25 protein-coding genes are annotated in these 23,573 nt (G+C 29.2%); 12 read left to right on the top strand and 13 right to left on the bottom strand.

The annotated features are described in order from the left end of the window. Window positions 1–200 precede the first annotated feature (200 nt). The 6 genes from gldA to J3359_RS14620 all read right to left on the bottom strand — a co-directional run bounded on the left by gldA (window position 201) and on the right by J3359_RS14620 (window position 7,233). Window positions 201–1,100: a gliding motility-associated ABC transporter ATP-binding subunit GldA gene (gene gldA, locus J3359_RS14645; protein ID WP_208077669.1), complete on the bottom strand. Its 900-nt coding sequence runs from the start codon at window positions 1,098–1,100 to the stop codon at window positions 201–203. A 127-nt stretch (window positions 1,101–1,227) separates the two neighbouring features. Next, window positions 1,228–2,040, bottom strand: a complete 813-nt coding sequence (locus tag J3359_RS14640) for a hypothetical protein (protein WP_367890379.1) — start codon at window positions 2,038–2,040, stop codon at window positions 1,228–1,230. 25 nt (window positions 2,041–2,065) lie between these two features. Beyond that, window positions 2,066–4,849, bottom strand: coding sequence for a carboxypeptidase-like regulatory domain-containing protein (locus J3359_RS14635; RefSeq protein WP_208077668.1), 2,784 nt, complete (start codon window positions 4,847–4,849; stop codon window positions 2,066–2,068). A gap of 31 nt (window positions 4,850–4,880) precedes the next feature. Continuing rightward, the gene (locus tag J3359_RS14630; protein WP_208077667.1) at window positions 4,881–5,756 is read right to left on the bottom strand and encodes a GLPGLI family protein; all 876 of its coding nucleotides are present in this window, start codon (window positions 5,754–5,756) and stop codon (window positions 4,881–4,883) included. Between the two features lie 295 nt (window positions 5,757–6,051). Further along, window positions 6,052–6,879 carry a GLPGLI family protein gene (locus J3359_RS14625; protein ID WP_208077666.1) on the bottom strand — a complete coding sequence of 276 codons (828 nt, stop codon included), beginning with the start codon at window positions 6,877–6,879 and terminating at the stop codon, window positions 6,052–6,054. 3 nt (window positions 6,880–6,882) lie between these two features. Next, a complete protein-coding gene (locus J3359_RS14620; RefSeq protein ID WP_208077665.1) occupies window positions 6,883–7,233 on the bottom strand; it encodes a hypothetical protein in 351 nt (116 codons plus the stop codon). A gap of 125 nt (window positions 7,234–7,358) precedes the next feature. Between J3359_RS14620 and J3359_RS14615 the strand changes: the two genes are divergently transcribed. The 3 genes from J3359_RS14615 to J3359_RS14605 all read left to right on the top strand — a co-directional run bounded on the left by J3359_RS14615 (window position 7,359) and on the right by J3359_RS14605 (window position 10,306). After that, the gene (locus J3359_RS14615) at window positions 7,359–8,957 is read left to right on the top strand and encodes a sensor histidine kinase (protein ID WP_208077664.1); all 1,599 of its coding nucleotides are present in this window, start codon (window positions 7,359–7,361) and stop codon (window positions 8,955–8,957) included. Beyond that, window positions 8,950–9,627, top strand: coding sequence for a response regulator transcription factor (locus J3359_RS14610; protein WP_208077663.1), 678 nt, complete (start codon window positions 8,950–8,952; stop codon window positions 9,625–9,627). Before J3359_RS14615 ends, J3359_RS14610 begins: the two co-directional genes overlap by 8 nt. 64 nt (window positions 9,628–9,691) lie before the next feature. Then, window positions 9,692–10,306 (top strand): deoxynucleoside kinase, encoded by a 615-nt coding sequence (locus J3359_RS14605; protein ID WP_208077662.1) that lies wholly within the window; start codon window positions 9,692–9,694, stop codon window positions 10,304–10,306. Window positions 10,307–10,474: 168 nt separating this feature from the next. On the opposite strand, the gene J3359_RS14600 is transcribed toward J3359_RS14605, so the two are convergent. Genes J3359_RS14600 through J3359_RS14590 form a run of 3 tightly spaced genes read right to left on the bottom strand, consistent with a single transcriptional unit; the run spans window position 10,475 to window position 13,366 of the window. After that, the gene (locus J3359_RS14600) at window positions 10,475–11,623 is read right to left on the bottom strand and encodes a cystathionine gamma-synthase (RefSeq protein ID WP_208077661.1); all 1,149 of its coding nucleotides are present in this window, start codon (window positions 11,621–11,623) and stop codon (window positions 10,475–10,477) included. Window positions 11,624–11,639: 16 nt separating this feature from the next. After that, complete coding sequence (locus tag J3359_RS14595; RefSeq protein WP_208077660.1) at window positions 11,640–12,905, bottom strand: cation:proton antiporter; 1,266 nt, start codon at window positions 12,903–12,905, stop codon at window positions 11,640–11,642. A gap of 5 nt (window positions 12,906–12,910) precedes the next feature. Further along, window positions 12,911–13,366 carry a DinB family protein gene (locus J3359_RS14590; protein WP_208077659.1) on the bottom strand — a complete coding sequence of 152 codons (456 nt, stop codon included), beginning with the start codon at window positions 13,364–13,366 and terminating at the stop codon, window positions 12,911–12,913. Between the two features lie 42 nt (window positions 13,367–13,408). Here J3359_RS14590 and J3359_RS14585 point away from each other — a divergent pair, with 42 nt between their 5' ends. Then, window positions 13,409–13,756: an arsenate reductase family protein gene (locus J3359_RS14585; RefSeq protein ID WP_208077658.1), complete on the top strand. Its 348-nt coding sequence runs from the start codon at window positions 13,409–13,411 to the stop codon at window positions 13,754–13,756. A 154-nt stretch (window positions 13,757–13,910) separates the two neighbouring features. On the opposite strand, the gene J3359_RS14580 is transcribed toward J3359_RS14585, so the two are convergent. From J3359_RS14580 to J3359_RS14570, 3 genes are all read right to left on the bottom strand, one after another. Next, window positions 13,911–14,384, bottom strand: a complete 474-nt coding sequence (locus J3359_RS14580) for a hypothetical protein (protein WP_208077657.1) — start codon at window positions 14,382–14,384, stop codon at window positions 13,911–13,913. Between the two features lie 24 nt (window positions 14,385–14,408). Beyond that, the gene (locus J3359_RS14575) at window positions 14,409–15,392 is read right to left on the bottom strand and encodes a glycosyltransferase family 4 protein (RefSeq protein ID WP_208077656.1); all 984 of its coding nucleotides are present in this window, start codon (window positions 15,390–15,392) and stop codon (window positions 14,409–14,411) included. Window positions 15,393–15,528: 136 nt separating this feature from the next. Continuing rightward, window positions 15,529–16,464, bottom strand: a complete 936-nt coding sequence (locus tag J3359_RS14570; protein ID WP_208077655.1) for a DUF8457 domain-containing protein — start codon at window positions 16,462–16,464, stop codon at window positions 15,529–15,531. 101 nt (window positions 16,465–16,565) lie between these two features. Between J3359_RS14570 and J3359_RS14565 the strand changes: the two genes are divergently transcribed. The 8 genes from J3359_RS14565 (at window position 16,566) to J3359_RS14530 (ending at window position 22,738) form a co-directional block, all read left to right on the top strand. After that, on the top strand, window positions 16,566–17,234 hold the full coding sequence (locus J3359_RS14565) for a thymidine kinase (RefSeq protein ID WP_208077654.1): 669 nt from the start codon (window positions 16,566–16,568) through the stop codon (window positions 17,232–17,234). Window positions 17,235–17,277: 43 nt separating this feature from the next. Further along, window positions 17,278–18,384: an alanine racemase gene (gene alr, locus J3359_RS14560; RefSeq protein WP_208077653.1), complete on the top strand. Its 1,107-nt coding sequence runs from the start codon at window positions 17,278–17,280 to the stop codon at window positions 18,382–18,384. 51 nt (window positions 18,385–18,435) lie between these two features. Then, window positions 18,436–18,849, top strand: coding sequence for a large conductance mechanosensitive channel protein MscL (gene mscL, locus J3359_RS14555; protein ID WP_208077651.1), 414 nt, complete (start codon window positions 18,436–18,438; stop codon window positions 18,847–18,849). A 132-nt stretch (window positions 18,850–18,981) separates the two neighbouring features. Then, entirely contained in the window at window positions 18,982–19,512 is a 531-nt protein-coding gene (locus tag J3359_RS14550; RefSeq protein ID WP_208077649.1) for an RNA polymerase sigma factor, read from the top strand. 4 nt (window positions 19,513–19,516) lie between these two features. Next, window positions 19,517–20,278: a HEAT repeat domain-containing protein gene (locus J3359_RS14545; RefSeq protein ID WP_208077647.1), complete on the top strand. Its 762-nt coding sequence runs from the start codon at window positions 19,517–19,519 to the stop codon at window positions 20,276–20,278. 13 nt (window positions 20,279–20,291) lie between these two features. Beyond that, window positions 20,292–21,086, top strand: a complete 795-nt coding sequence (locus J3359_RS14540; RefSeq protein ID WP_208077646.1) for a DUF4097 family beta strand repeat-containing protein — start codon at window positions 20,292–20,294, stop codon at window positions 21,084–21,086. Window positions 21,087–21,208: 122 nt separating this feature from the next. Continuing rightward, on the top strand, window positions 21,209–21,946 hold the full coding sequence (locus J3359_RS14535) for a DUF4097 family beta strand repeat-containing protein (RefSeq protein WP_208077644.1): 738 nt from the start codon (window positions 21,209–21,211) through the stop codon (window positions 21,944–21,946). 171 nt (window positions 21,947–22,117) lie between these two features. After that, window positions 22,118–22,738, top strand: coding sequence for a hypothetical protein (locus J3359_RS14530; protein WP_208077643.1), 621 nt, complete (start codon window positions 22,118–22,120; stop codon window positions 22,736–22,738). Between the two features lie 138 nt (window positions 22,739–22,876). Here the strand turns inward: J3359_RS14530 and aat are convergent, their stop codons facing one another. Then, a complete protein-coding gene (gene aat / locus J3359_RS14525; protein ID WP_208077641.1) occupies window positions 22,877–23,524 on the bottom strand; it encodes a leucyl/phenylalanyl-tRNA--protein transferase in 648 nt (215 codons plus the stop codon). Window positions 23,525–23,573 lie beyond the last annotated feature (49 nt).

Genomic DNA, 23,573 nt, shown 5'->3' with positions numbered 1-23,573 from the left:
TAACTGACATCTACACAACATTTATTGACCTTAAATTTAGTTTAAACTTAACTTTTTATTTAGCATGTTATACTTTTGCTACAGCTATAATATTATTTTAAAATATAACTTTATTTTTTCTTAAATCGAACTTATATTAATAATACTAAAAAACTATTATTATTTATCTTAAAAACAAAATAATTTTAGGAGTAACAATTTTACTCTTTAGAAGTCAACTCTGTAAATAAACTTTCTAACGTTTTATTTTCTGAACTTAATTCCAGAATTTTTAAGTTATTTTTTTGCGCAAAATCGAAAATTTTAGAACGCATATCTTCGACAGAATTAAAGGTAAGTTGCCAAGTATTATTGCTAATATCTTTTGATGAAATTAAGTTTTCTAATTGATTGATTAGAGCCTCACGAACCTTCGTATTAAAAATAACTTTTATAATTTGTTGGTTGTTTTTTTGAAGTTTAGAAAGCTTTTTATCGATAATAATTTCTCCCTTTTTAATAATGATAACTCGATCGCAAACGGCTTCTACTTCTTGCATAATGTGCGTGGAAAACAACACAGTTTTGTCTTTTCCTAATTCTTTAATTAGCTCTCTAATTTCTACCAATTGATTTGGGTCTAAACCAGTGGTTGGTTCATCTAAAATTAAAACATTAGGATTGTGTAAAATGGCAGCAGCCAAACCTACTCTTTGTTGATATCCTTTAGAAAGTTGATGTATTTTCTTATGCGCTTCCTCTGTTAAACCCACTTTTTGGATACACGTTTCTATTTGGCTTTTATCAACTTTAAAAATTGAGGCTTGAAACTGTAAGTATTCACGCACATACATATCCGAATACAAAGGATTGTGTTCTGGTAAATAACCGATTGTTTTTTGTGCTTCTAACGGGTTTTGTAAAACATCTATTCCATCAACAAAAACTTCACCTTCATTGGGTTTTATAAAACCAGTTAAGATTTTCATCATGGTAGATTTTCCAGCTCCATTTGGTCCTAAAAAACCAATAATTTGCCCTTTTTGGGCAGAAAACGAAATAGTATTTAACGCTTTTTGAGTTTTATAAATTTTGGAAACTAAAGAAACTTTTATAGACATTTTAAGGCTTTATAAATTTTAGAGGTTTCTATTTTAGTTTATCTTGAGCGAAGTCGAAAGGCTCAATCAAGACATTCAATTTAATAAAATAGATTTATTCTAATAACAAATTTATCTTAATTTTAGTTTAATCAATCAAATTCATTCTAATTTTTCGAATATTTTTCATTCGAGACCAAGTTATTTTATGTCTTTGTTTGTAAAACCACAAGGTACCTAAATCTAATAAAAAGTAAAAAAGACTAATTCCACTTGGTGGATTGTGGCTTGGTAGAAAATCGAAAATTCCCCAAGCTGTATTAGGCCACCACCAACATTGGTAAGTTGTACCAATAATTTCTAAATAAGCAACTGTAATATACATGGTTAAGTAAAAAAGACGTTCTCTTGGTTTGTTTCTTAAAATTAAAAGGGTTGCAATGGTCATCGCAAAACCAAAAACATCATTTTTAAATAGTAAAAAAATGGTTGCATAAATAAGTATGAAAATAGTGAAAAATTTTTCTATTTGAATTTTGTTTTTGAGGATTGAAGATGCCTTTGAAAAGTACAAAACCGCTACATAAACAATGGCATGTCCTGGAGGCACATAATGTGGAACATTTTCCAATCTATAAGTGTACATACCTAATAAAATGGAGAAAAGATATTCGCCAATAATTGCAATAATTACTGCTGAAATCATTTGTTCTTTTACTCTTCTATTTACTTGCCAAAAGACGATTCCAAAACCAATAAACATGCTAATATTTGCATATAATTGTGCATTTTTTGTTTGCGAAACCATATAAGAGCTATCTAAAAATAATCCAAATCCTATAAATAAAAATAAAGCTCCTAAACTTTTAGATATAGCAAAATAAGGAGATTTTGAAGCAAGTAAACTCATAGCACAAAAATAGAGAAAGTAAATAAAAAATGGCGCAATAAATTGCGCCATTTTTTAAGATATATTTCTTTAAACTTTACAATTGGTATCTTATTCTAAAACTTACAAACCTTGGCAAAATAAACGTTTCGTTTATTGTAGAGGAAATAATACCTTGATTTATGTTTGCTTCTGAACCTGTACCTAACAAGTTGTTACCTACCAATTCGTATTCCCATTTTGCATCTTTATCTTTTCTGTAAGCAATTTTCGCATTCCACAAACTAAACGTATTTGCACTTACACCATTTTGTCTTTGATCTGTAAAAGAGAAATCTGAAGTAACTGTTACAGAGTTCCAAATATAGGCATCAAAATCTATAGATGGTCTGTGTCTTACTGTTTTAAATACACCTGCTCTCGAACTGTTATTTTGATTAGAAAAAGAAACACTATAACGTAGATTAACATTTGGAGCTTCTCTAAAATTTGTACCAAATCTTGTGCTAATTCCTTTACTTGTTATTTCGTTTGTATTGGCAACGTTATTTATAAATTGAAATACTTTATTATAACCATAGCTACCTCCTATTGAGGTTTGTAACTTACCAAATCTTTTTGAAGCATTAAATCTTGCATTTACACTTTCGTTGTTTAAAGGAGAGTTTAAAGAAGTAGCGCTTGAAACTACTGTACCTGGTGTAAAAATGGTATTTCTATTAACTTGATCTGCAGTTTTACTGTAATTTACAAATGCAAAAACATTGGTATTGTTAAATAAATTAAAACTAAAATAACGTAAATTTAAATTGTGTGAACTTGAATTAACTAAGCTTGCATTCCCTGCAAAAAAAGCATCGTAATTATTTGCTACAATTCCTCTTGCAATTTGTGTTACATCTGTAAAATTAATTTGTTTTTTATAAGAAAACCTTAGGTTTTCGCTTTTTTTAAATTGCGCTATTACTTCGAATTCTGGCAAAAACTCTTTAAATTTATCTTGGAAATACTCAGTACCATATTGTGTATTGTTAGAGTTGTAAGAGTGTACTGTAAAACCCGGTGTAAATATAAAAATACCAGATTTTAAACGGTATCGAACTCCTGCATACAAATCAGTAAAATTGTACTCTGTATTGTTTGTTATTTGCGGGTCTGAAATTCCATCGATTGTTGGGTTTGGTTCAAAAATGTTACTCCCTTCTTTTGGCTGATCTATATCTAAAATTTGGAAAAATTTAGAATCAAAATTTTGCTTACTTGAAATAGTTCCTGCCACAAAGTTTAAATTACTTTTCGAATTTAAAATGTAATAATAATCTAATTTCGCATCTAATTGATTCGATTTTACACGTCTGTCTTGTTCTAAGTTATAAAAAATTCTATCTCTAACTAATCCTAAACTTTTTGCAGGTTCATCAAAACCATCTGGAGGATTATTTCCATTTGGTTCATTCGCATTATTATCTGGATCATTCTCAATAGAAGCCACGTAAAAAGGGTCTTCATTTTGTAATACGTGTTTTACTTCTATCGCGAAAATATTATTTTCGTTTGCAGTATAGAAATAACTTAAATCTTGGTTAACAGTATAAGGTGTTGCTCTTTCTCTTTCAGTAATATCACTTAAAACACGAGAAGCTACATTTTCTGTTTTAAATTCGTTAGAAAAACGACCAGACACATTATAATTTAATTGGTTATTAACATTTTTCTTGTAAACAGATCTAAAACTAAACAATCCAGTATTACTTGTTTGATTGGATGTTTTATCTACAAAATCGTCTGGAATATTTGGGTTTACATAATCGATATCTCTAATATTTCTTTGTCCATTACTATTGCTAGAAAAAATTAAAAACCCAGTTAAATCTAATTTTTTATTGGGTGAATAACTGAAATTTAAAGCAGATAATTTTGTTTCAATTCTATTTGCATTTCTCGCACTTGCAGTTAAAAATCCAATACCTGCACTTGCCAAATTTATATTTGTTCCATTAGAGGGGCTTTGGCTTCTAAAATTGAAACTAAAACTTCTTAAATCTCTTCTACTTAGCACAACATCTCCTAAATTATTTACATCTCCAATAACATTAAGAGTGTATTTTGGAGAATAATAAAATAATTTGGGTTGAAACAAATACAAAGTTTGCTCTGGTGCACTACCTGCTCCTGCAACCACATCTCCAAACCAAAAGTTCTTTTTACCTTCTTTTAATTTTATATTTATGGCAACTCGATCTTGGTTGTTTTGAACGCCTTTTAACTGATTTATATCTCCATAATTTCTTAAAACTTGAATTTTATCTACAGCATTGGATGGAATATTTTTTGATGCCAATTTGGTATCTCCACTAAAAAATTCTTTTCCATCAACTGTAATTTTCTCAACAACTTTACCTTCTACTTCAATTTGCCCAGCATCATTAACTTCTACTCCTGGTAATTTTTTAAGAACGTCTTCTAGTTTTCTTTCGGAACCATTTTTAAAAGAATCTGCATTGTAAACAATGGTATCTCCTTTAATAGTTACTGGCATTTTAGAAACAATGGTAATTTCATCTAAAGAATTATCTTCAAACAAGGTAATATCCTTTACAATGTTTTTGGTTTTTGTGATAATTTCAAATTCCGACGTTTTCATTCCTATGTAACTTATTTTTATATCGAAAGTGCTGTTTTTATCTAAATCTAACTTATAATTTCCTTTAGAGTCTGTAAAACCATAAGAAGTCATTTTTTTGGTTATTTTATTAATTGCCAAAACATTTGCCATTTCTAAAGGTACTCCAATACTATCTTTAACAACTCCAGTAAGTTTTACTTGAGCACTTGTAATAAATGTAACCATAAAAATGGCCAATAGTAGTAATTTTTTCATTTTGTAAAATTGTGTGTTGGGTTGTAATTGTTTAGTTTCTGCCTCTTCTTCTACCACGTCTGTTTCTAAACATTTCTCTCATCTCTTCCATTTTTTTAGTGATGATTTTGTTATACTCGTCTCTTGTTACTTCTGTTCCTTTGGTAGGCGCCTCTATGTTTACTTTGTTTTCTGGGTTCATAACAATTTCTGTACATAAAACTGTAGTTCTTCCTGAGTTTAATTCTAAAATTAAACCTGGTAGCCCCCAATATTCTGCAGGTCCATTACTTACAGGAATTTGTGGTGTGTACCATGCTGTAACTGTAATTTGTTTTGGCATTTCTATTTCGTCAGAAATTTTTACAACATTCGAAGTATCTTTTTTGGCTTTATCTTTCTTTTTGTCATCATTATTTCTACCTCTTCTTCTCATGTTTGTCCAGTCTGTAGGGTCTACATCTCTCACAAGTGTTGCTTTATAGCAAATGTATTCTCCAATTTTTTTGGTTTCGCTTCCTAATTCCCATTCTGGTCTTTTCATATCATCAGAAATTAAGAACTTTTTACCAAAAAACTCTATAGATTCTAATGCTACAAGGTCTTTAATGTTTTTGTATTTTATTCCTCCACCAGACATTCCTCTCCAGCCTCTACCTCTACCAGCAGTTGGTGTTGCTAATTTTTCGTCTTCTTTATAAATAGAAGAAGTTTTATCGAAAGTTAGTATAAATGTTTTTTCAAGAAAAGATTTCATTCTTACTGCCATTTGCTTCTTTTGAGCTTCCGACATTTTGTTGAAACGATCTCCCCAGCTACTCATATCTATTGTTGCTTTAGACATGTAAGTTGCTTTTCCTTGAAAATTTTTCTGTGCAGATGTTGCTATTGTAACAATGGCGAATAATACTATAAATAATTGTTTCATATTTTTTAAAATTTTTCTAAAAAAGTAATGTTAATTTGTTTTTAGACTTCGTTTTAGCTTTAAGGTTTAAATCAGTAGAATGTTTTAATGTTATATTCCAGTGATTCATTCTCTAATTTTTTTCTATTTCTAAAACTTTCAAAATATTTATTTAATTGAGAAGTATGTAATTCTGTTTTATTTTTTTCTTTCAACAACTGAATTATTCTTCTTTCTTAAATTTTGATTGACCTTTTAATTACAACTTTTTGTAGATAAAAATTTAAAATTGTTACAACTACTTGCTTATTATTAATTATCCACCGATTTTAATTTCCATTCCATTGTTTTTTCCTCTCGTATTTCTAAGTTGCTCCATTATTTCTTTACTTTTTTTCTCCTGAATTTTATTAAATTCTTCTTGATTTACTTCCTTTCCTTTTCTAGGTTTTTTAATCTCTAAATCTTCTTTAGGGTTTAAAATAATTTCCGAACAAATAATCGTTAATTCTCCATCATTTATTTCTAAAATTAAACCAGGTAAACCTCCATAATTATCTGGACCATTGCTTATTGGTATTTGTGGTGTATACCAGGCTGTTGTTACAACTTTTACCATTTTGGTGTTTTCTTTAAGTTCGCCATCTACCATCGTCATTTCCTTATTTTCTACCTCTTTTGTATTTGTTGCTTTGTAACATGTATAGTTTCCAATATTTTTAGTTTCCGAAGATAACTCCCATTTAATTGGCTCTATTTTATCTTTAATCAAAAAAGATTTCCCCATAATATCTGTTTGCCTTAGATACGTTTTCTCTTTTTTGTTTTTATAGAGAATATCATTTTCTCCTCCACCCATCATTATTATGTCTGCACCACCTATTTGTGGATTTGGAGTTTCTAAAGCAACATCTTCTTTATAAATAGATTCTGTTTTATTAAAACGAAGAATATAGGTTTTTTGAAACATTTTTTGCAATCGAGCTTGCAATTGTTTATTCATTTCAGAGTTTTCGTCTTTTTTGTCTTCGCCAAAATTAACCTTCATTTTTCTATGCGTTTTATAGACAGCTTTCCCTTGAAAATTTTGTGCATTTAAACCAAATGCAACTACCATTGTTAGTATTGCTAAAATTAATTTCATCGTTTATTTGTTTTTGTATTTATTTGATATTTTTATTAATGATTTTACTCCTTTTTTAGCCTTTACAATTAGAGAATCTAAATTTTTACTTTCTCCAGAAATTTTAATAGAACTTTTTATTTTATACTTCGATTCTTTTAAATCGATTCCAAAATTCATTTCTATTATTTCTTCTGGTTTATTATTTTTAAATATCTCTTCTATTTTTTCCCAGTTGATTATTTTTAACTCTTCGATAGTACTTACTGTATAAGAAACTGAAGTTATCTGAGCTTCAGATATTGTAACTTTATTTTTTTGGGCAACTAAAATCGACGAACAAAAAAGTACTAGAAGTAATGCTACATTTTTCATTATTTATGTGTTTTTTTTAATTGAACACTACAAAGATGCATTTGAAAAGCAAACTATAGAGTTAACGAAAGTTAACGATTGTTAACAGCTTATTTTTATAAAAAAAAGAAATTATCTTTGGGGGTATGAATACACAAAAATACAGATGGATTCTCTATTTAATTGTAATAACAATTATCACTACAATTGTTGTACAAGGGTATTGGAATTATAAAAATTATGAAGAAAACAAACGGTTAGTTACTAATGAAATTCAATTGAGTTTAGATAATGCTATTGAAGAATATTATTCTTCTTTGGCAAAAAGCGATTTTTTAACGATTATAAATTCGAATGTTTCTAAAGATAGCACCACAAAAAGTAATACATTAAAAGATATTTTTAAAAAAATAAAGAAAAACACTTCTAAAAAAGAAAACACAAGAGTAACTTTTAATAATTTAAAAATTATAACAGACGAGAATCTATCGAAAGAAAAAAAAGATTCTATGATGAATTCCGTGAAGAAGTTTGTAACACAATTCAATTCGAAATCAGATCCTCTTCATCAAATAAAAAAAGATTCTCTAAAAATATTTACACAATTTATAGATGATAAAAATGGGTACACTTTAAATAGCGATGGTGCTAAAACTACCGTAAAACATTATAGAGGAAAAAAAGCTACAAATAGTTTAAAAATTTTAACTAATTTAGAGCCTATTTTTATTTCATTTTTAAACCAATCTGTAGAATACAATAAAATTGATTCGTTAATTGAAAATCAACTTGTAAAAAAACAAATTGATATAAAAACCAGTTTTCATCATCTTAAAAAAGACACTTTATTTCATCAAACAAAAGACTCTGTTTTAACTTCGGAAAAATTTTATGTGAGTTCTAATTCTACTTTTGTTAAACATGGAGAAAGCTTTCAATTATTTTTTAACAATCCTAGTTACGAAGCTTTAAAAAGAAGTTTCTTCGGAATATTTCTTTCCTTATTATTATCTTTAGCAGTTATTGCTTCCTTATTTTATTTGCTAAAAATTATCAACCAACAAAAAGAATTAGCGAGCATAAAAAACGATTTAATTAGCAATATTACACACGAATTTAAAACACCAATTGCCACTGTTTCTACAGCTATTGAAGCTATTGAAAATTTTAATGTTTTAGACGATAAAGAAAAAACAAAAAAATACCTTGCTATGTCTACTGTTCAGCTAAAAAAACTGCATCAAATGGTAGAAAAACTGCTAGAAACTGCCACTTTAGATAGCGAACAATTATTATTAAAAAAAGAGACAGTAGACATTATTGAGATTATTGAAAAATTGGTGATTAGACATCAACTTTTATCAACCTCTAAGAACATTTCGTTCTCTACAAATTTGCAACCAGTTTATGCAAACGTAGATGTTTTTCATTTCGAAAATGCGGTTTCTAATTTAATAGACAATGCTGTAAAATATGGTGGAGATGAAATAGAAGTAACCATTAATTCAATTTTAAACACCACAGAAATTTCGGTGGCAGACAATGGAAACGGAATTGATAAAAACCAACAGGAGAAAATTTTCGATAAATTTTACAGAGTTCCAAAAGGAAATACGCACGATGTAAAAGGTTTTGGAATCGGATTGTATTATTGCAAAAAAATCATCGAAAAACACGATGGAAGTTTGCATTTATCTACTACAAAAAATAACACCATTTTTAAAATAAACTTGCCAAATGAATAAGATAAAAGTACTCTTAGCAGAAGACGAAGCCAGTTTAGGAATGATTGTAACCGAAAGCTTAGAATCTAGAGATTTTACTGTTTTTCATGCAGCTAATGGCGAAGAAGCTTTGCAAATGTATCTGCAAGAAAAACCAGATATTTTAGTGTTAGATGTAATGATGCCCAAAAAAGACGGCTTCACTCTAGCCAAAGAAATCCGAGAAGAAAACAAACGAATTCCCATTATATTTTTAACAGCAAAGTCGCAAACAAGCGATGTTTTAGAGGGTTTTAATCATGGAGGAAACGATTATCTAAAAAAACCGTTTTCTATGGAAGAATTAATCGTTCGTATAAAAGCATTGCTAAATCGTGTAGAGTTAAAACAAAATGTAGAAAGTTTAAAGATTGGAAACTATACTTTTAACCACACAAAACAAACATTAACCTTTAACCAAGAAGAAGTAAATCTTACACACAGAGAAGCGCAATTATTATATTATTTAATCGAAAAGAAAAACGAAGTTTTAAACCGAACTTTTATCTTGAAAAAATTATGGGGAAATGACGATTTCTTTAACGCAAGAAGTATGGACGTATTTATTTCTAAACTTCGTAAGAAATTAAAAAAAGACGAAAACGTGCAAATTATTAACGTACGTGGTTTTGGTTATAAATTGCTCTGTTAATTCTGCTACAATTGCAAAAATTGTGTACCTTTAGCATCCCTTTTTAATCTTATATACTTTACATATGCACGTTGCAATTGCAGGAAATATTGGCGCAGGTAAAACGACGCTAACCAAACTTTTAGCCAAACATTATAAATGGAAACCTCATTACGAATCTGTAGATGAAAACCCATATTTAGATGATTTCTATGGAGAAATGGAACGCTGGTCCTTTAACTTACAAGTATATTTTTTAAACAGTCGTTTTCGTCAAATTTTAGAGTTAAGGCAATCTGGAAATAACATTATCCAAGACAGAACAATTTACGAAGATGCTCATATTTTCGCACCCAACTTACATGCAATGGGGCTAATGACTAATAGAGATTACAGCAATTACAGCTCTCTTTTCGAATTGATGGAAAACTTAGTTTCTCCACCAGATTTATTAATTTATTTACGGGCAGATATTTCTACTTTGGTGGGGCAAATTCACAAACGTGGTAGAGAGTACGAAAACTCTATTTCTATCGATTATTTAAGCCGATTAAACGAACGTTACGAAGCTTTTATTTCTACCTACAAAAAAGGAAAATTATTGGTAATAGATGTCGATAATTTAGATTTTGTAGACAATCAAGAAGATTTAGGATATATTATAGATAGAATCGATTCTCAAATTAACGGATTATTTTAGTAAAAGAAAACACATACATTTTTTCTGGGACTTTTCGTTCCTTTAAAATAACCCATAACCCAGAAAGGGTTTCGAACCCTTTATGGGTTGATTCGTTGACTAAAATTTTGATTTTAAAACTAAAAAACATCTGCAGAGTTTTAAAAACCTTGCAGGTTTACAAAATTGTTACAAATTCAAAGCATTTTCTAAATCTGCCAACAAATCTTCGATATCTTCAATACCAACACTCAAACGAATTAAAGAATCTGTAATTCCCATTTTTAAACGTGTCTCTTTTGAAACAGATGCGTGAGACATCGTTGCAGAATGATTTACCATACTTTCCACACCTCCTAAAGATTCTGCTAACGTAAACAATTTTATATTTTCTAAAAATTTAAAAGTAGTTTCTTTACTTTCATCCTTTAATGTAAATGAAATAACCCCACCAAAATTTTTCATTTGCTTTTTGGCAATTTCATAATTTGGGTGTTCTTCTAAACCCGGAAAATATACAGCTTCAACTTTTGTGTGATTTTTTAAAAACTCAGCAACCTCAATCGCATTTTTACAATGACGTTGCATTCTAAGATGTAAAGTTTTTATACCTCTTAAAGCTAAAAAAGCATCCATTGGACTTGCAATTGCACCTGCTGCAAATTGAATAAAATGTAATTCTTCTGCTAATTTCGCATCTTTTACAACCAAAGCACCCATTACTAAGTCGGAATGACCTCCTAGATATTTTGTGGCAGAATGCATTACAATATCTGCTCCTAAATTTAAAGGTTGTTGTAAATAAGGTGTTGCAAATGTATTATCTACTCCAATAAGAATATCAGAATTTACATTTTTAACTATTCTACAAATTGCTTCGATATCTACTATTTTTAATAACGGATTTGTGGGCGTTTCTAACCAAACTAATTTTGTATTTGCCGAAATTGCTTTTAAAATTTCTTCTTCAGAATCCATATTTACATAGGCAAACTCCAAGCCGTATTTTTCGAATAATTTGGTAAACAACCTATAAGTTCCTCCATACAAATGGTTCCCTGCAATAATTTCGTCACCTGGTTTTAGTGTTCTTAAAACACAATCGATTGCTGCTAAGCCAGATGAAAAAGCAAAACCATGTGTTCCATTTTCTAAAGAAGCCAAACTGTTTTCCAACGCAGTTCTAGTAGGATTAGAACCTCTAGAATAATTATATTCCTGATTTTCTCCTGCACTAAATTGTGCAAATGTAGACGTTTGGAATATGGGTGGCACAACTGCACCAGTTACTTCCTCCGTTTTTTGACCTCCATGAATTGTTTTGGTATTAAATTTCATTCTTTTTGAAACTTATTTAAAGTGAAGTTATTTCTGTTGTTTCTGTTTCCTTAGTGTATTTTTGAATCAATTTACCAACTGTTAATCCTTGTACTAAAATTGAAAACACAACAACAATATAGGTAATTACTAAAAACAAATCTCGTTCCATACTATTGGTAAGACTTAAAGCCAATGCAATTGAAATTCCACCTCGTAAACCTCCCCAAGTCATAATTAAATTGGTTTTCGGAACGAAACCTAACTTTTTTGCGTAAATTTTTATGGGTAATAATAAAGAGATATATCGTGCTAAAAGTAAAACTGGAACTATAATAAAACCTGCTAAAATATAAGTTGCATGAAAAGTTAACACTAGAATTTCCATTCCTATCATTACAAAAAGAATGGTATTTAAAAGTACGTCTAATAATTCCCAAAACTTATCTACATACTGTTCTGTAATTGCACTCATAGAAGTTTTTCGAACAGTATCTGTACCTACAATTAACCCAGCAGTTACCATTGCTAAAGGTGCAGAAACGTGTAATTTTTGGGCAACTAAAGTTCCACCCATAACAGCGGCTAAAGTTATAATTACTTCAGTATCATATTCGTCGATACTTTTTAACAATCTATATGTAGTCCAACCAATTATCAATCCTAAAATAATTCCTCCAATTACTTCAACAAAAAATAATTCTGCAATATGACCTGCAGAAATTTCTACACCACCTTTTGCTATTTGATAAATTGTTAGGAATATTACAACGCCTACTCCATCATTAAAAAGCGATTCTCCAACAATTTTTGTTTCCAAATTTTTTGGCGCACCTACTTTTTTCATAATTCCTAAAACTGCAATTGGATCTGTTGGCGAAATTAACGCGCCAAATAACAAACAGTAGATAAAATCGACATCCAACTGAATCATCTTCAACACATAAAAAACAAAAATTCCTGATAAAAAAGTAGAAACTACGGTTCCTAAAGTGGCAAAAATTAAAACGGGTTTTCTCTGAATTTTTAATTGCTGAAAGTTCGTATGTAAAGCACCAGCAAACAATAGAAAACTTAACATTACGTCTAATAAAATCGTTTTAAAATCGATGCTTGTAATGAGTTCTCTTTCTTTCATTAAAAGGGTATCATCGAAATAACTTAATGCAAAAACAGCCAAGGTAAAAACAATGGTTATTAACATTAAACCAATGGTGGTTGGTAACTTTAGAAACTTTGTATTTATATACCCAAAAATAGCTGAAAGCACGATTAAAACTGTCGCAATTAAAAAATAATCCATAAAAATTATATAAACTTTTTAATTGAAAAAATAATTCCTATATGTAAACCTTCATGGTAATTGTTAAAAGGAATTGCCATATTCATGGAATCTAAAACGACACCTGCACTTGTAGGATATTCGTGATATTCCTTAAAAATACCAGCTTTATAATCTTCTTCTAAGGTATCTGGTAAACCTGTAAAAAGGTCTAAAACTTCATCAAATTCTTCTTGTGTGAAGTTTTTTGTTGGAAAAGTTCCTTTTCTGTGCGTTTCTATTAATTCATCTGGACATAAACAGTTTAAGCCCGATAATTTATAGTGCAATAATTGCTGTGTAACTACTAAATGTGCAATATTCCAAGCGATGTTATTTTTAAAACCTTCAGGAATTTTATGTAATTGTTCTAATGTTAAGCCTTCAATTGTTTTTAATGTTAAAGCTCTCGATTTTCTTAAAATATGGAATTGTTTCTTCATTTTTATTGTTAATTTTGGACTGTAAATATAATGATATAAATAATGAAGAAAGTCTATTTTTTGCAAACATGTGATACCTGTAAAAGAATTTTAAAAGAAGTAAATACAGCTGGTTTTGAGCAACAAGAAATAAAATCGAATCCTGTAAATGAACAACAATTGGCAGAAATGTATGCACTTTCTAATAGCTATGAAGCCTTATTTAACAAACGTGCAAGATTGTATAAATCTATGGAATTAAAGAGCAAATCTTTAACTGAAGAAGATTATAAAAAATACATTTTAGACGAATATACGTTCTTAAAAAGACCTGTTTTTATGGTAGATAACGAAATTTTTATTGGAAATAGTAAGAAAGTTGTGGAGGAATTGAAAGAGAAGATTGGGTAGTATTTGCGAATAAAAAAAGAGGCTATCTTAAAAGTATTAGAATTTCTTTCGACTGTAATAGAGAAATCTTATCTATTGAGTTTTCAATATTTTGGGTTTTTAGAATTCGCTCAAAACGACAGGTAAATTTACTTTTAAGACAGCCTCTTTTTTTTTAAAACGTCATAGAAATTCCCATAGACATTCCTTTTATATTTAAATTAAATTGTGGACGAAAATTAGAACTTACAGTTGACTGATTTGCATTGTACAATTCTACTGCTTTTTTAGTTTTTCTATTAAACCCTTTTATAATAGGTATTGTAGCAACAATAAAAGCTGCCCCAACTCCAGCTAAAACCCATTTAGGATTACCTCCTCCAATAGCTGTACCTATTGGATAACCTATTAATCCTCCACCAATTCCACTTAAAATCATACCCCAAGTTTGGTTCGATTTTGCAGATTTCACTAAATCGAAAGCTTCTTGATTATTTTTCATAACTTCTTGCATTTGGTTTAATGATAATTCTTTATCATTTTGAGAAAATTTGTAACCACCAAATACTTTTTTCATTTCAATTTTTTGAGCATTTATTGATGAAAATGCAATTACTGAAAGTAGGATTGTTAAAAATACTTTTTTCATTTTTTAAAAATTTTGAGTTATTAATTAATTTGATTTATAAACGCGTATTAAATTTTCGGCTTCTTTTTTTGCACTCCAACTTTTAAGAATTGTTTCTCTTGCTTCAGTTCCAAATAATGGCAATTCGCCTTTTATTTTTTGGAGCAAAATAGTTTCTAATTCAGCTATATTTCCTGCTTCAAATAAATAACCGTCTTTTTTATCTTGAATTAATTGAGAATGCACACCCACATTTTTAGTTGCAATTACAGAACAACCACAAGACATGGCTTCTGCTGTAACTAAAGAAAAACCTTCAGAAAAACTCGGTACAACCACAATTTTTGAGGCTTGGTAATAAGAAACAATATCCGCAGTTTCATCTATGAAATAAACTTGCTTTTCTATGGAATGTTTTTCTGCAATTGCTTTTAATTCCTTCAAAAAATCTGGTTTATCAACTTTCCCAACAATTAACAAAGCCCAATTTTCGTGGCCTTTTAAAATTTTGGAAGCTTCTAATAAAACAACTTGTCCTTTTGCTTTTCTAACTCTTCCTGCACATAAAATAATATTTTCTTGCGGGATATTTTTTAGCGAAACATTTTCCTTCGGAATAAATTCGGCTACATTTACTCCATGACCAACAATGGTATTTTTAATGCCTAAATTATCGCTCATCGATTTTATAAGCGTAACAACTTTATCTGCACTTTTTAATAATTTTAAAGTAAGATTCGAAGGTTTAGATTCTGCATGTCGAGTGGCAATCAGCTTAAATTTTGCGCCCAAAGCTCTAAAAATAAGCATCCGGATTATCTCATTATTTCTATGACAATGCACTACCACTTCTCTTTTTGAAAAAAGTATTTTCTTTAATTCCGTAAAAGAAATCTTTTTCCCTTTTGCAGTATTTCCATAAATATAAGCCTCATATTCATCAGAAAAAAAAGGAAAAACATTTTCGATGCTTCTGGTAACACCAGTTCTTCTTTTGTGAAAATGGGTATGAATTAAAACGGGCTTCAAAATTTTTGTGTAATTGTTTAAAGGTTTAATTGTGTAAAAGATTTCTCCATAAAGTCGAAATGACAAGTGTACATATTTTTTTTAGCTTTAACAAACTTACAATTACACTTTTAAGCAATTCAACATTTACACAAAATTATGCGAATTTTCGTTCTATTATTTCCATAAAACGCGCTTCTAATTCTTCGTGTTTCGTCCAATTATAATCTGGTTTTACCATTTTATTAATAAAGTTTTTAGCCTCTTTTTCTGTCTTGGTTGTGTTCAATTGAGAAACTACTCTATTAAAATCTTCTTGGCTACCTTCAAATAAATTCTTCACAAAAGCAATTCTATCATTTAACCCAATTTGAATGTTGCCAGATAATTTATCGTTTAAAGATTTTGGTTTTGCTGGCTCAAACAAATTCGCCATTACATCTACAGGAATGGTATCTTGCAATTCTTCTTCTAATGTTTTAGAAAAACGCTCGCCAACATCTTTTGGATCGTCTTTAAAACTGGTTGGAGAAGCACTATTTTCTTCATGGATTTTTTTTACATCTTCTAAGGTTAATGGTGCTTCTTCTTCAACTTCTTCTATTTTTTCTTCAACATTTACGGGTTCAGATGCTAATATTTCTTCCAACTCATCAAAAGGCTGCTCAATAGGTTCTTCTTTTTTGGTCTCTAAAGACTCTTGAAGTTTTTCAATTTTATCAATACCTTTTTCGTCCTCTTCATTAAATCCATCTCCAATTTCTGCCTTTAATTTTTCATTTTCAAGTTCTAAATAATCATCATCTAATTTATGGATAATTGATGGTTCTTCAGTTTTTACTTCAATATTATTTTCTTCAGCAATAAAATTCGCTTTCTTTTCGAATGCTTTTTCAACTGTAAAAAGTAATTCTTCTTTTGTTTCCTTTACGTTAACTGTGGAGTTTACATATTCTTCGACAAATGCTAAAACAGCTAATTTTTCGTAAATTTCTTTCGATTTTTGCTTTAATAAAAACACATTGTCTTTATTTTTCATCTGTAAAATGCTGTGTGCTAAACTTATTAAATCGGCTTCTAATTTTTTGTGCATAAGTTGTAAGTTGAATTTATTTTTTACTCGTAAATATTCCTAAATTTGTTGAAACTCAAAGTAACGTAAATTTACAAAAATATAACGCCTAAAATTACAAAATGTTTCTTGAAAATACAGTAAATCATACAGAACAATTTGGTTGGATAGAAGTAATTTGTGGTTCTATGTTTTCTGGTAAAACAGAAGAATTAATAAGACGTTTAAAGCGTGCTCAGTTTGCAAAACAGCGTGTAGAAATTTTTAAACCTGCTGTAGATACTCGTTATGACGAAGAGGAAGTTGTTTCGCATAACGACAATCGAATTCGTTCTACTCCTGTGCCTGTTTCTTCTAACATTCGTCTTTTGGCAAACGATGTAGATGTTGTTGGTATTGATGAAGCACAGTTTTTTGATGATGAAATTGTGGCTGTTTGTAACGATTTGGCAAATAGAGGTGTTCGTGTAATTGTGGCTGGTTTAGATATGGATTTTAAAGGAAATCCTTTTGGACCAATGCCAGCTTTAATGGCAACTGCAGAATATGTTACCAAAGTACACGCAGTTTGTACGCATACAGGAAATTTAGCACATTATAGTTTTAGAAAAACAAAAAGTGATAAAATTGTTATGCTGGGCGAAATGCAAGAATATGAGCCTTTAAGTAGAGCTGCATATTATAAAGCCTTGCAAAAACGAAAAGCAACATCTGTTTCTATAGAAAATGTTGAAGCTTCTAAAAAAAATGCTGATAATAATTTAGAAGATACTGAAATAAATTCAAATTAACAGATACTGAATCTAAATAAACAGATACTGAAACAAGTTCAGCATGAATCTAAATAATCACGTAACCGTTTTAGAAATTGATGGAAATGCTTTAGAGCACAACCTAAACTATTTTAAAGGAAAATTAAACCCAGAAACCAAAATTTTAGCAGTTGTAAAAGCGTTTGGTTATGGAAGTGATGCTGTGCAAGTTGCCCATTTTTTAGAAGATAAAGTAGATTATTTTGCGGTTGCTTATGCTAATGAAGGTATTGCTTTGCGTGAAACAGGTATTAAAACTCCTATTTTAGTTTTACATCCACAAACCATTAATTTACAAAATATTGTAGATTATCGATTGGAACCGAATTTGTATAATTTTAGCATTTTTGATGCTTTTTTAAAATTAGCAGACGAAGCTCCTTTGATGAATTATCCAATTCATATAAAGTTCAACACAGGATTAAATAGATTGGGTTTTTGGCATACAGATATCCCTAAAATAATTTCAGAATTAAAAGAAACGAATCACGTAAAAGTACAATCGTTATTTTCTCATTTGGCGGCAAGCGAAGACTTAGAAGAACAAGATTTTACCATTAACCAAATTAATAATTTCGCATACATAGCTAAAGAATTTTACAAACATTTGGGTTACGAACCAATGTTGCATATTTTAAACACTTCTGGTATTATAAATTTCCCACAAGCACAATTCGATATGGTTCGAATTGGAATTGGTTTGTATGGTTTTGGAAACGACGAAAAAGAAACTGTACAATTAAAAAATACACACAATTTAAAATCGATTATTTCTCAAATTCACCTTATAAAACCAGGAGAAACTGTTGGATATAATAGATCTTTTGTTGCAAAAAGACCTACAAAAACTGCTACAATTCCTGTGGGCCATGCAGATGGCTTGTCAAGAAAATTAGGAAATAAAAAAGGCTATGTTTTTATAAATAACCAAAAAGCACCCATTATTGGGAATGTTTGTATGGACATGATTATGGTAAATGTTACAAAAATTGATTGTAAAGAAGGCGATGAAGTTATTGTTTTTAATCATCAAAATACGATACAACATATTGCAAATGTTTCTGAGACAATTGTATACGAAACGCTCACTGCGATTTCACAACGTGTTAAAAAAGTGTTAAAGAAATGATTATTTTTAGTATTTTAGCAACTTAATTAACTAATTAAAAAACACAATAAAATGGGAAAGCTTAAGGAGTTTAAAGACTTTGCAATGAAAGGAAACCTTGTAGATATTGCAGTAGGTTTTGTTATGGGTGCAGCTTTTAAACAAGTTGTAACATCTTTTACTGGAGGAATTGTTTCTCCGCTAATTGGTTTAATATTTAATGCCGATTTTAAAGATTTAAAATACATCGCTAAAGAAGGTGTTGTAGATGAAACTGGCAAAGTTGTTGGAGAAGTTGCTGTTTTGTATGGAGATTTCTTAACAAATGTAATCGACTTTATTATTGTTGCTTTTGTAATGTTTATGCTTGTAAAAGGTATTAATGCAACTAAAAAGAAAGAAAAACCAGCACCAGAAGCTCCAAAAGGACCAAGCCAAGAAGAATTGCTAGAACAAATTAGAGATTTGTTAGCAAAACAAAAGTAATTCTTCCTTTTAAATACATCTAAAATCCTGAGTTAACGCTCAGGATTTTTTGTTTTTATATTTTTTAACTAAAAATGTAACCTTTTTGTAAATTGAAGGTTTTAATAATAGAAACCAACCAAAACAAACACCTTGAAGCATTTAACTGACGAGGAAATAATGTTACAAATTGCAGATGGTAAACTAGATTTGTTAACCATTCTGTTTAATAGATATCATGTACGTATCTATAATTTTTTCAATAAAATGACACATAATAAAATGGTGAGTGAAGATTTAACGCAAGATGTTTTTTTAAAAATAATTAAATACAAAGCATCTTATAAAAATGGAAATTTTGCAGCTTGGGTTTACACAATTGCAAGAAACATTTTTTCAACCCATTATCAAAAAACGAAAAAACAAAGAGCGAATGAAATTGGCGACGATCTATTAAAATCAGACGAAACAACAGTTTCCGAAAACAGAGAAGATGAATTAGACCATTTACAAAAAGCTTTGCAAAAGCTTAAAAGTTCCGAAAGAGAATTAATTGTAATGCATCGTTTTCAGGAAATAAAATACGACCAGATTGCACAAATTATTGGTAGTAGCGAAAATGCAGTAAAGGTAAAAACGCACAGAGCCATTAAGAAATTAAAAGAAATCTATTTTCAAATATAAGAGTATGAAATGTAACGACATTCAACATAAATTTACAGGATTTTTAGACAAATCTTTAACGGAAGTTGCAAATTCCGAAATAAAAAAGCATTTAAAATCTTGTACAAATTGTAACCAAGAATTAGAAGAACTAAAATCTTTTTTAGCAGTTCTAGACAGCCAAGAAATGGAAACTCCTTCTGCTAATTTGCGTAGCAATTTTAATAAGATGTTAGCCCAAGAAATAGAAACTGTAACCCCAAAAGTAATTCAATTAAAACTGCAACAAGATTGGAAATCTTATTTAAAAATTGCTGCAAGTATTGTTATTATAATTGGCGCATTTCTTTTTGGAAAACATCAATCTAACATCCCACAAATAGTAAGTATAAAAAACGAAAACCAAGAAGAAGTTTTGGCATTATTAGAAAACAGTTCTGCAAGCAAGAGAATTTTAGGAGTCTCAGATGCAGAAGAATTTACTAAAAAAGACACCAAAATTATTGAAGCTTTAATTAATAGATTGTTTTTTGATAAAAATGCAAATGTACGTTTAGCTGCAGCAGAAACGTTGTCTAAATTTTCTTCAGAAATTATTGTAAGAGATGCTTTAATTAAGTCTTTGGAAACCGATGAAAACTCTACTGTACAAATAGAGTTGATTCGAATTTTAGCAAAAATTCAAGAAAAAAGAGCGATTGAATCTATGCAAAAGTTGTTAAAAAACGAGGAAACTCCTCAATTTGTAAAACAACAAGTCGAATTAAATTTACCAAATTTATTATAAAAAATAAGAAACCATGAAAAAAATATCAATCCTATTATTATTTATTACAAGTATTCTATCTGCACAAAAAAAAGAATTTAAATACTCCTTGTCTGGCATTGAAAAAGTAGTTTTAGCAAGTGGAACAAAAATTGTTTTAACGGCTGGGAACACATCAGAATTAGTACTTACAGACAATAAAAAAGTACGAAAAAATCATTCTGCTCACGAAAATCATCAAAAAGAAAAAGCAGATAAAAGAAAAGGCTTAACAGCTGTGTATCCAAATGGAAGAGATAATTCAAATGGTTTTGGTTTCTCTATTACAAAAGAAGATGCCATTTTATATGTTACCGATTTAAAATCGATGTATCAAAGAAGTGGTATTAATTTAACGCTACCAAAATCGATAAATATTTCCGTAAATGCTGGGAGTTTAGGCTCTGTTTCTTTAGAAGGTTTTACTGGTGAAGTAGAAGTTGCTACAAATACTGGAAAGATAGAAATGAAAAACGTAACCGGCCCAATTACAGCAAATACAAGTGTTGGTGAAATTAATGTTGACTTCGATAAAGTAAGCCAAACTTCTCCGATAACTATTAGTTCTTCTGTTTCGGAAATTGATGTGGCAATTCCTGCAAATACAAAAGCCGATTTAGAATTAAGAACCCAAGGGACTGTGTATACAAATTTCGATTTCGACACTCCAAAAAAGAAAGGTTTGCCAAATGTTAGTGGTAACAAAAGCATTAACAGTAAACTGAATAATGGTGGAGTAAAAATTTACATTAAATCTTCTATGGGGAATATCTACCTGAGAAAAAAATAGTCATGTCATCCTATGTTTGTTAATTAATAAATCTAAATTAATTTTTTTTAAAACAAATATTAATAATTAACAAACATAGGATAGCCGCTTAACAATAATTTATTCAATTTAAAATACTAAGAATGAAAAGTTTACTCTTATTCATAGGATTGTTATTGACTTTTAACAACCTAACAGCACAAAAAAAAGTGACAGAAAATATCAATAGTAAAAACATTGAAAACGTTTACGCAAACCTAAAGTTTGCAAACAACATTATTATTAAAAACTGGAATAAAAACGAAATATCTGTTGAAGCCACAGTAAACATCGATGATAATAAACACAACAATTATTTTAATTTTAAAACCTATAAAATTGGTGGAACTTATAAAATAAGTTCTGATTATGGCGATTATTTTAAGAAATACAGAAGCTATTATTCTCATTCGCACAAACAAGGAGAAGAAATTAAAGATGATGAAGATTGTTGTAAACACCAACATTCTAACATTGTAAATTATGTGATTTACGTTCCAAAAAATATGGAACTAAAAATAAAAAGCATTTCAGGAAGTGTAGAAGCAGAAAACTATATTGGCGAATTAAATTTAGATTTAATTAGTGGAAACATCACCATTAAAAAACACTCTAAAAATATGCAACTAAAAACAATAAGTGGAGATATTGATATTTATGTTTCTGATGCAAAATTCGAAGCAAAAACCTTAACTGGAGCTGTATATTCCGATTTAGATCTCGATTTTGATAAGAAGAGAAAAAGTGGTTATGGTTCTAAAATTGTTGCCACAATTAATAAAGGAACTTCTTCTTTAAAACTAAATACCATTAGTGGAGATATTTTTCTTCGAAAGATTTAAAATCTTTATTTTAAATTAATTAGTAACAACCATTTTTATTTGAGAATGGTTGTTTTTGTTTGGTTTGTTTCTAAACCTAAAAAACATTAACTTCGTTATCGAATAATATAACAGATTGCAACTTGTTGTGTTATAACTTTAGAAAAGAAAAATTATTAACAAATAAATAAAATGAATCTTATAAAATTACTTTTTGCTTCATTAGTATTTTCATCACTAAGCTCATTCGCACAACAATCAATTTCTGAAAAAACTAAATCAGAATTATTAAAACAAAACACTGAACTGAATGTTCAAATTGAAAACTTAAAAAATGAAAATGAAAAACATAAAAGAATAGTTAATATTAAAGAAAATGAAATTTCCAAGTTAAAAAAGAAAATCAAATATTATAAAGAAACTCTAAGTTTGTTAAGCTCTAAAATTGAAGCAACCGATAAAAATGTTAACTTTAAAATTACTTCAGTAAATGGAAACACAAATACTGGGGAAATTGTAATTGAAGGAATAGCAATAAATAAAGGCATTTTAAGAACACTTCAAGGAAAATCAAGTATAATTTATGATCCAAAAGGAAATACAACAAGAGGTTATAAAATGTCTTTTGGAGAAGTTACACGAATAGAAAAATTTCATAAAGATATACCAACAAAATTTAAACTTCTAGTTAAGGAAATAGTTCCAAAAACACCAATGTTAAAATCTGTGAACATTGAGTTTTATTCAACAATAGGTTATAAAAATGATCATCTATATATTGTATTTAATAATTTAAGAATAAAATGGAAATAATATTACTAACAAAATTTATATAATTAATTGCTAGGATTTAGCCAATTTACGAAAGCCTCAAGGACTTTTTATCTGTGCTGGTTACTAACTTTAATGCTTAAAAAATCTAACAAACCATACACAAATCCAACAACAAAACTACCCTTTCAAAATCTCCAAAAACAACTCTCTATCAATTTCTTTCGCTCCTAAACTTGCCAAATGCTCGTTATAAATTTGGCAATCTATTAATTTGTAGTTTTTATTTTTAGCTAAATGTATAAAAGCCAATTTAGAAGCATTGGAAACATGGCTAAACATACTTTCTCCACAAAAAATAGTATTAATTTCCAAACCATACAAACCACCAACTAACTTCCTGTTAGATTGAGTGCAGCCAAAATCTTGCCAAACTTCAATAGATTTTGCAACTCCTTTTTTATGTAAATTGATGTAAGCTTGCTCCATATCATCTGTAATCCAAGTACCAAAACCATCTTTTCTTTCGATGTTTTTACAATTGTAAATCACTTCTTCAAAAGCGGTATTTTCTGTAATTGTAAACGCACATTTATTAATTATTTTTCGCATCGATTTAGAAATTTTTATTTCTTCAGGAAACAAAACCATTCTTTTAAAAGGACAATACCAAACAATTGGATCGTCTTCCGAAAACCAAGGGAAAATCCCGTTTTTGTAGGCATAAATTAATCTTTCTGCACTTAAATCTCCACCCAAAGCAATAATACCTTCTTTGGAAGTAAGTTCGTAGGGTGGAAAAACTATTTCGTTAGTAAGCCAAATCAATATAAAAATCCTTTAAATATTAGGCAAATTTAAAGAAATCATAAAAAAT

The organism is Polaribacter cellanae (assembly GCF_017569185.1).
GTDB lineage: Bacteria > Bacteroidota > Bacteroidia > Flavobacteriales > Flavobacteriaceae > Polaribacter > Polaribacter cellanae.
Note: the sequence above shows the minus strand (reverse complement) of the source record. Positions and strands in the feature narration are given on the sequence as shown.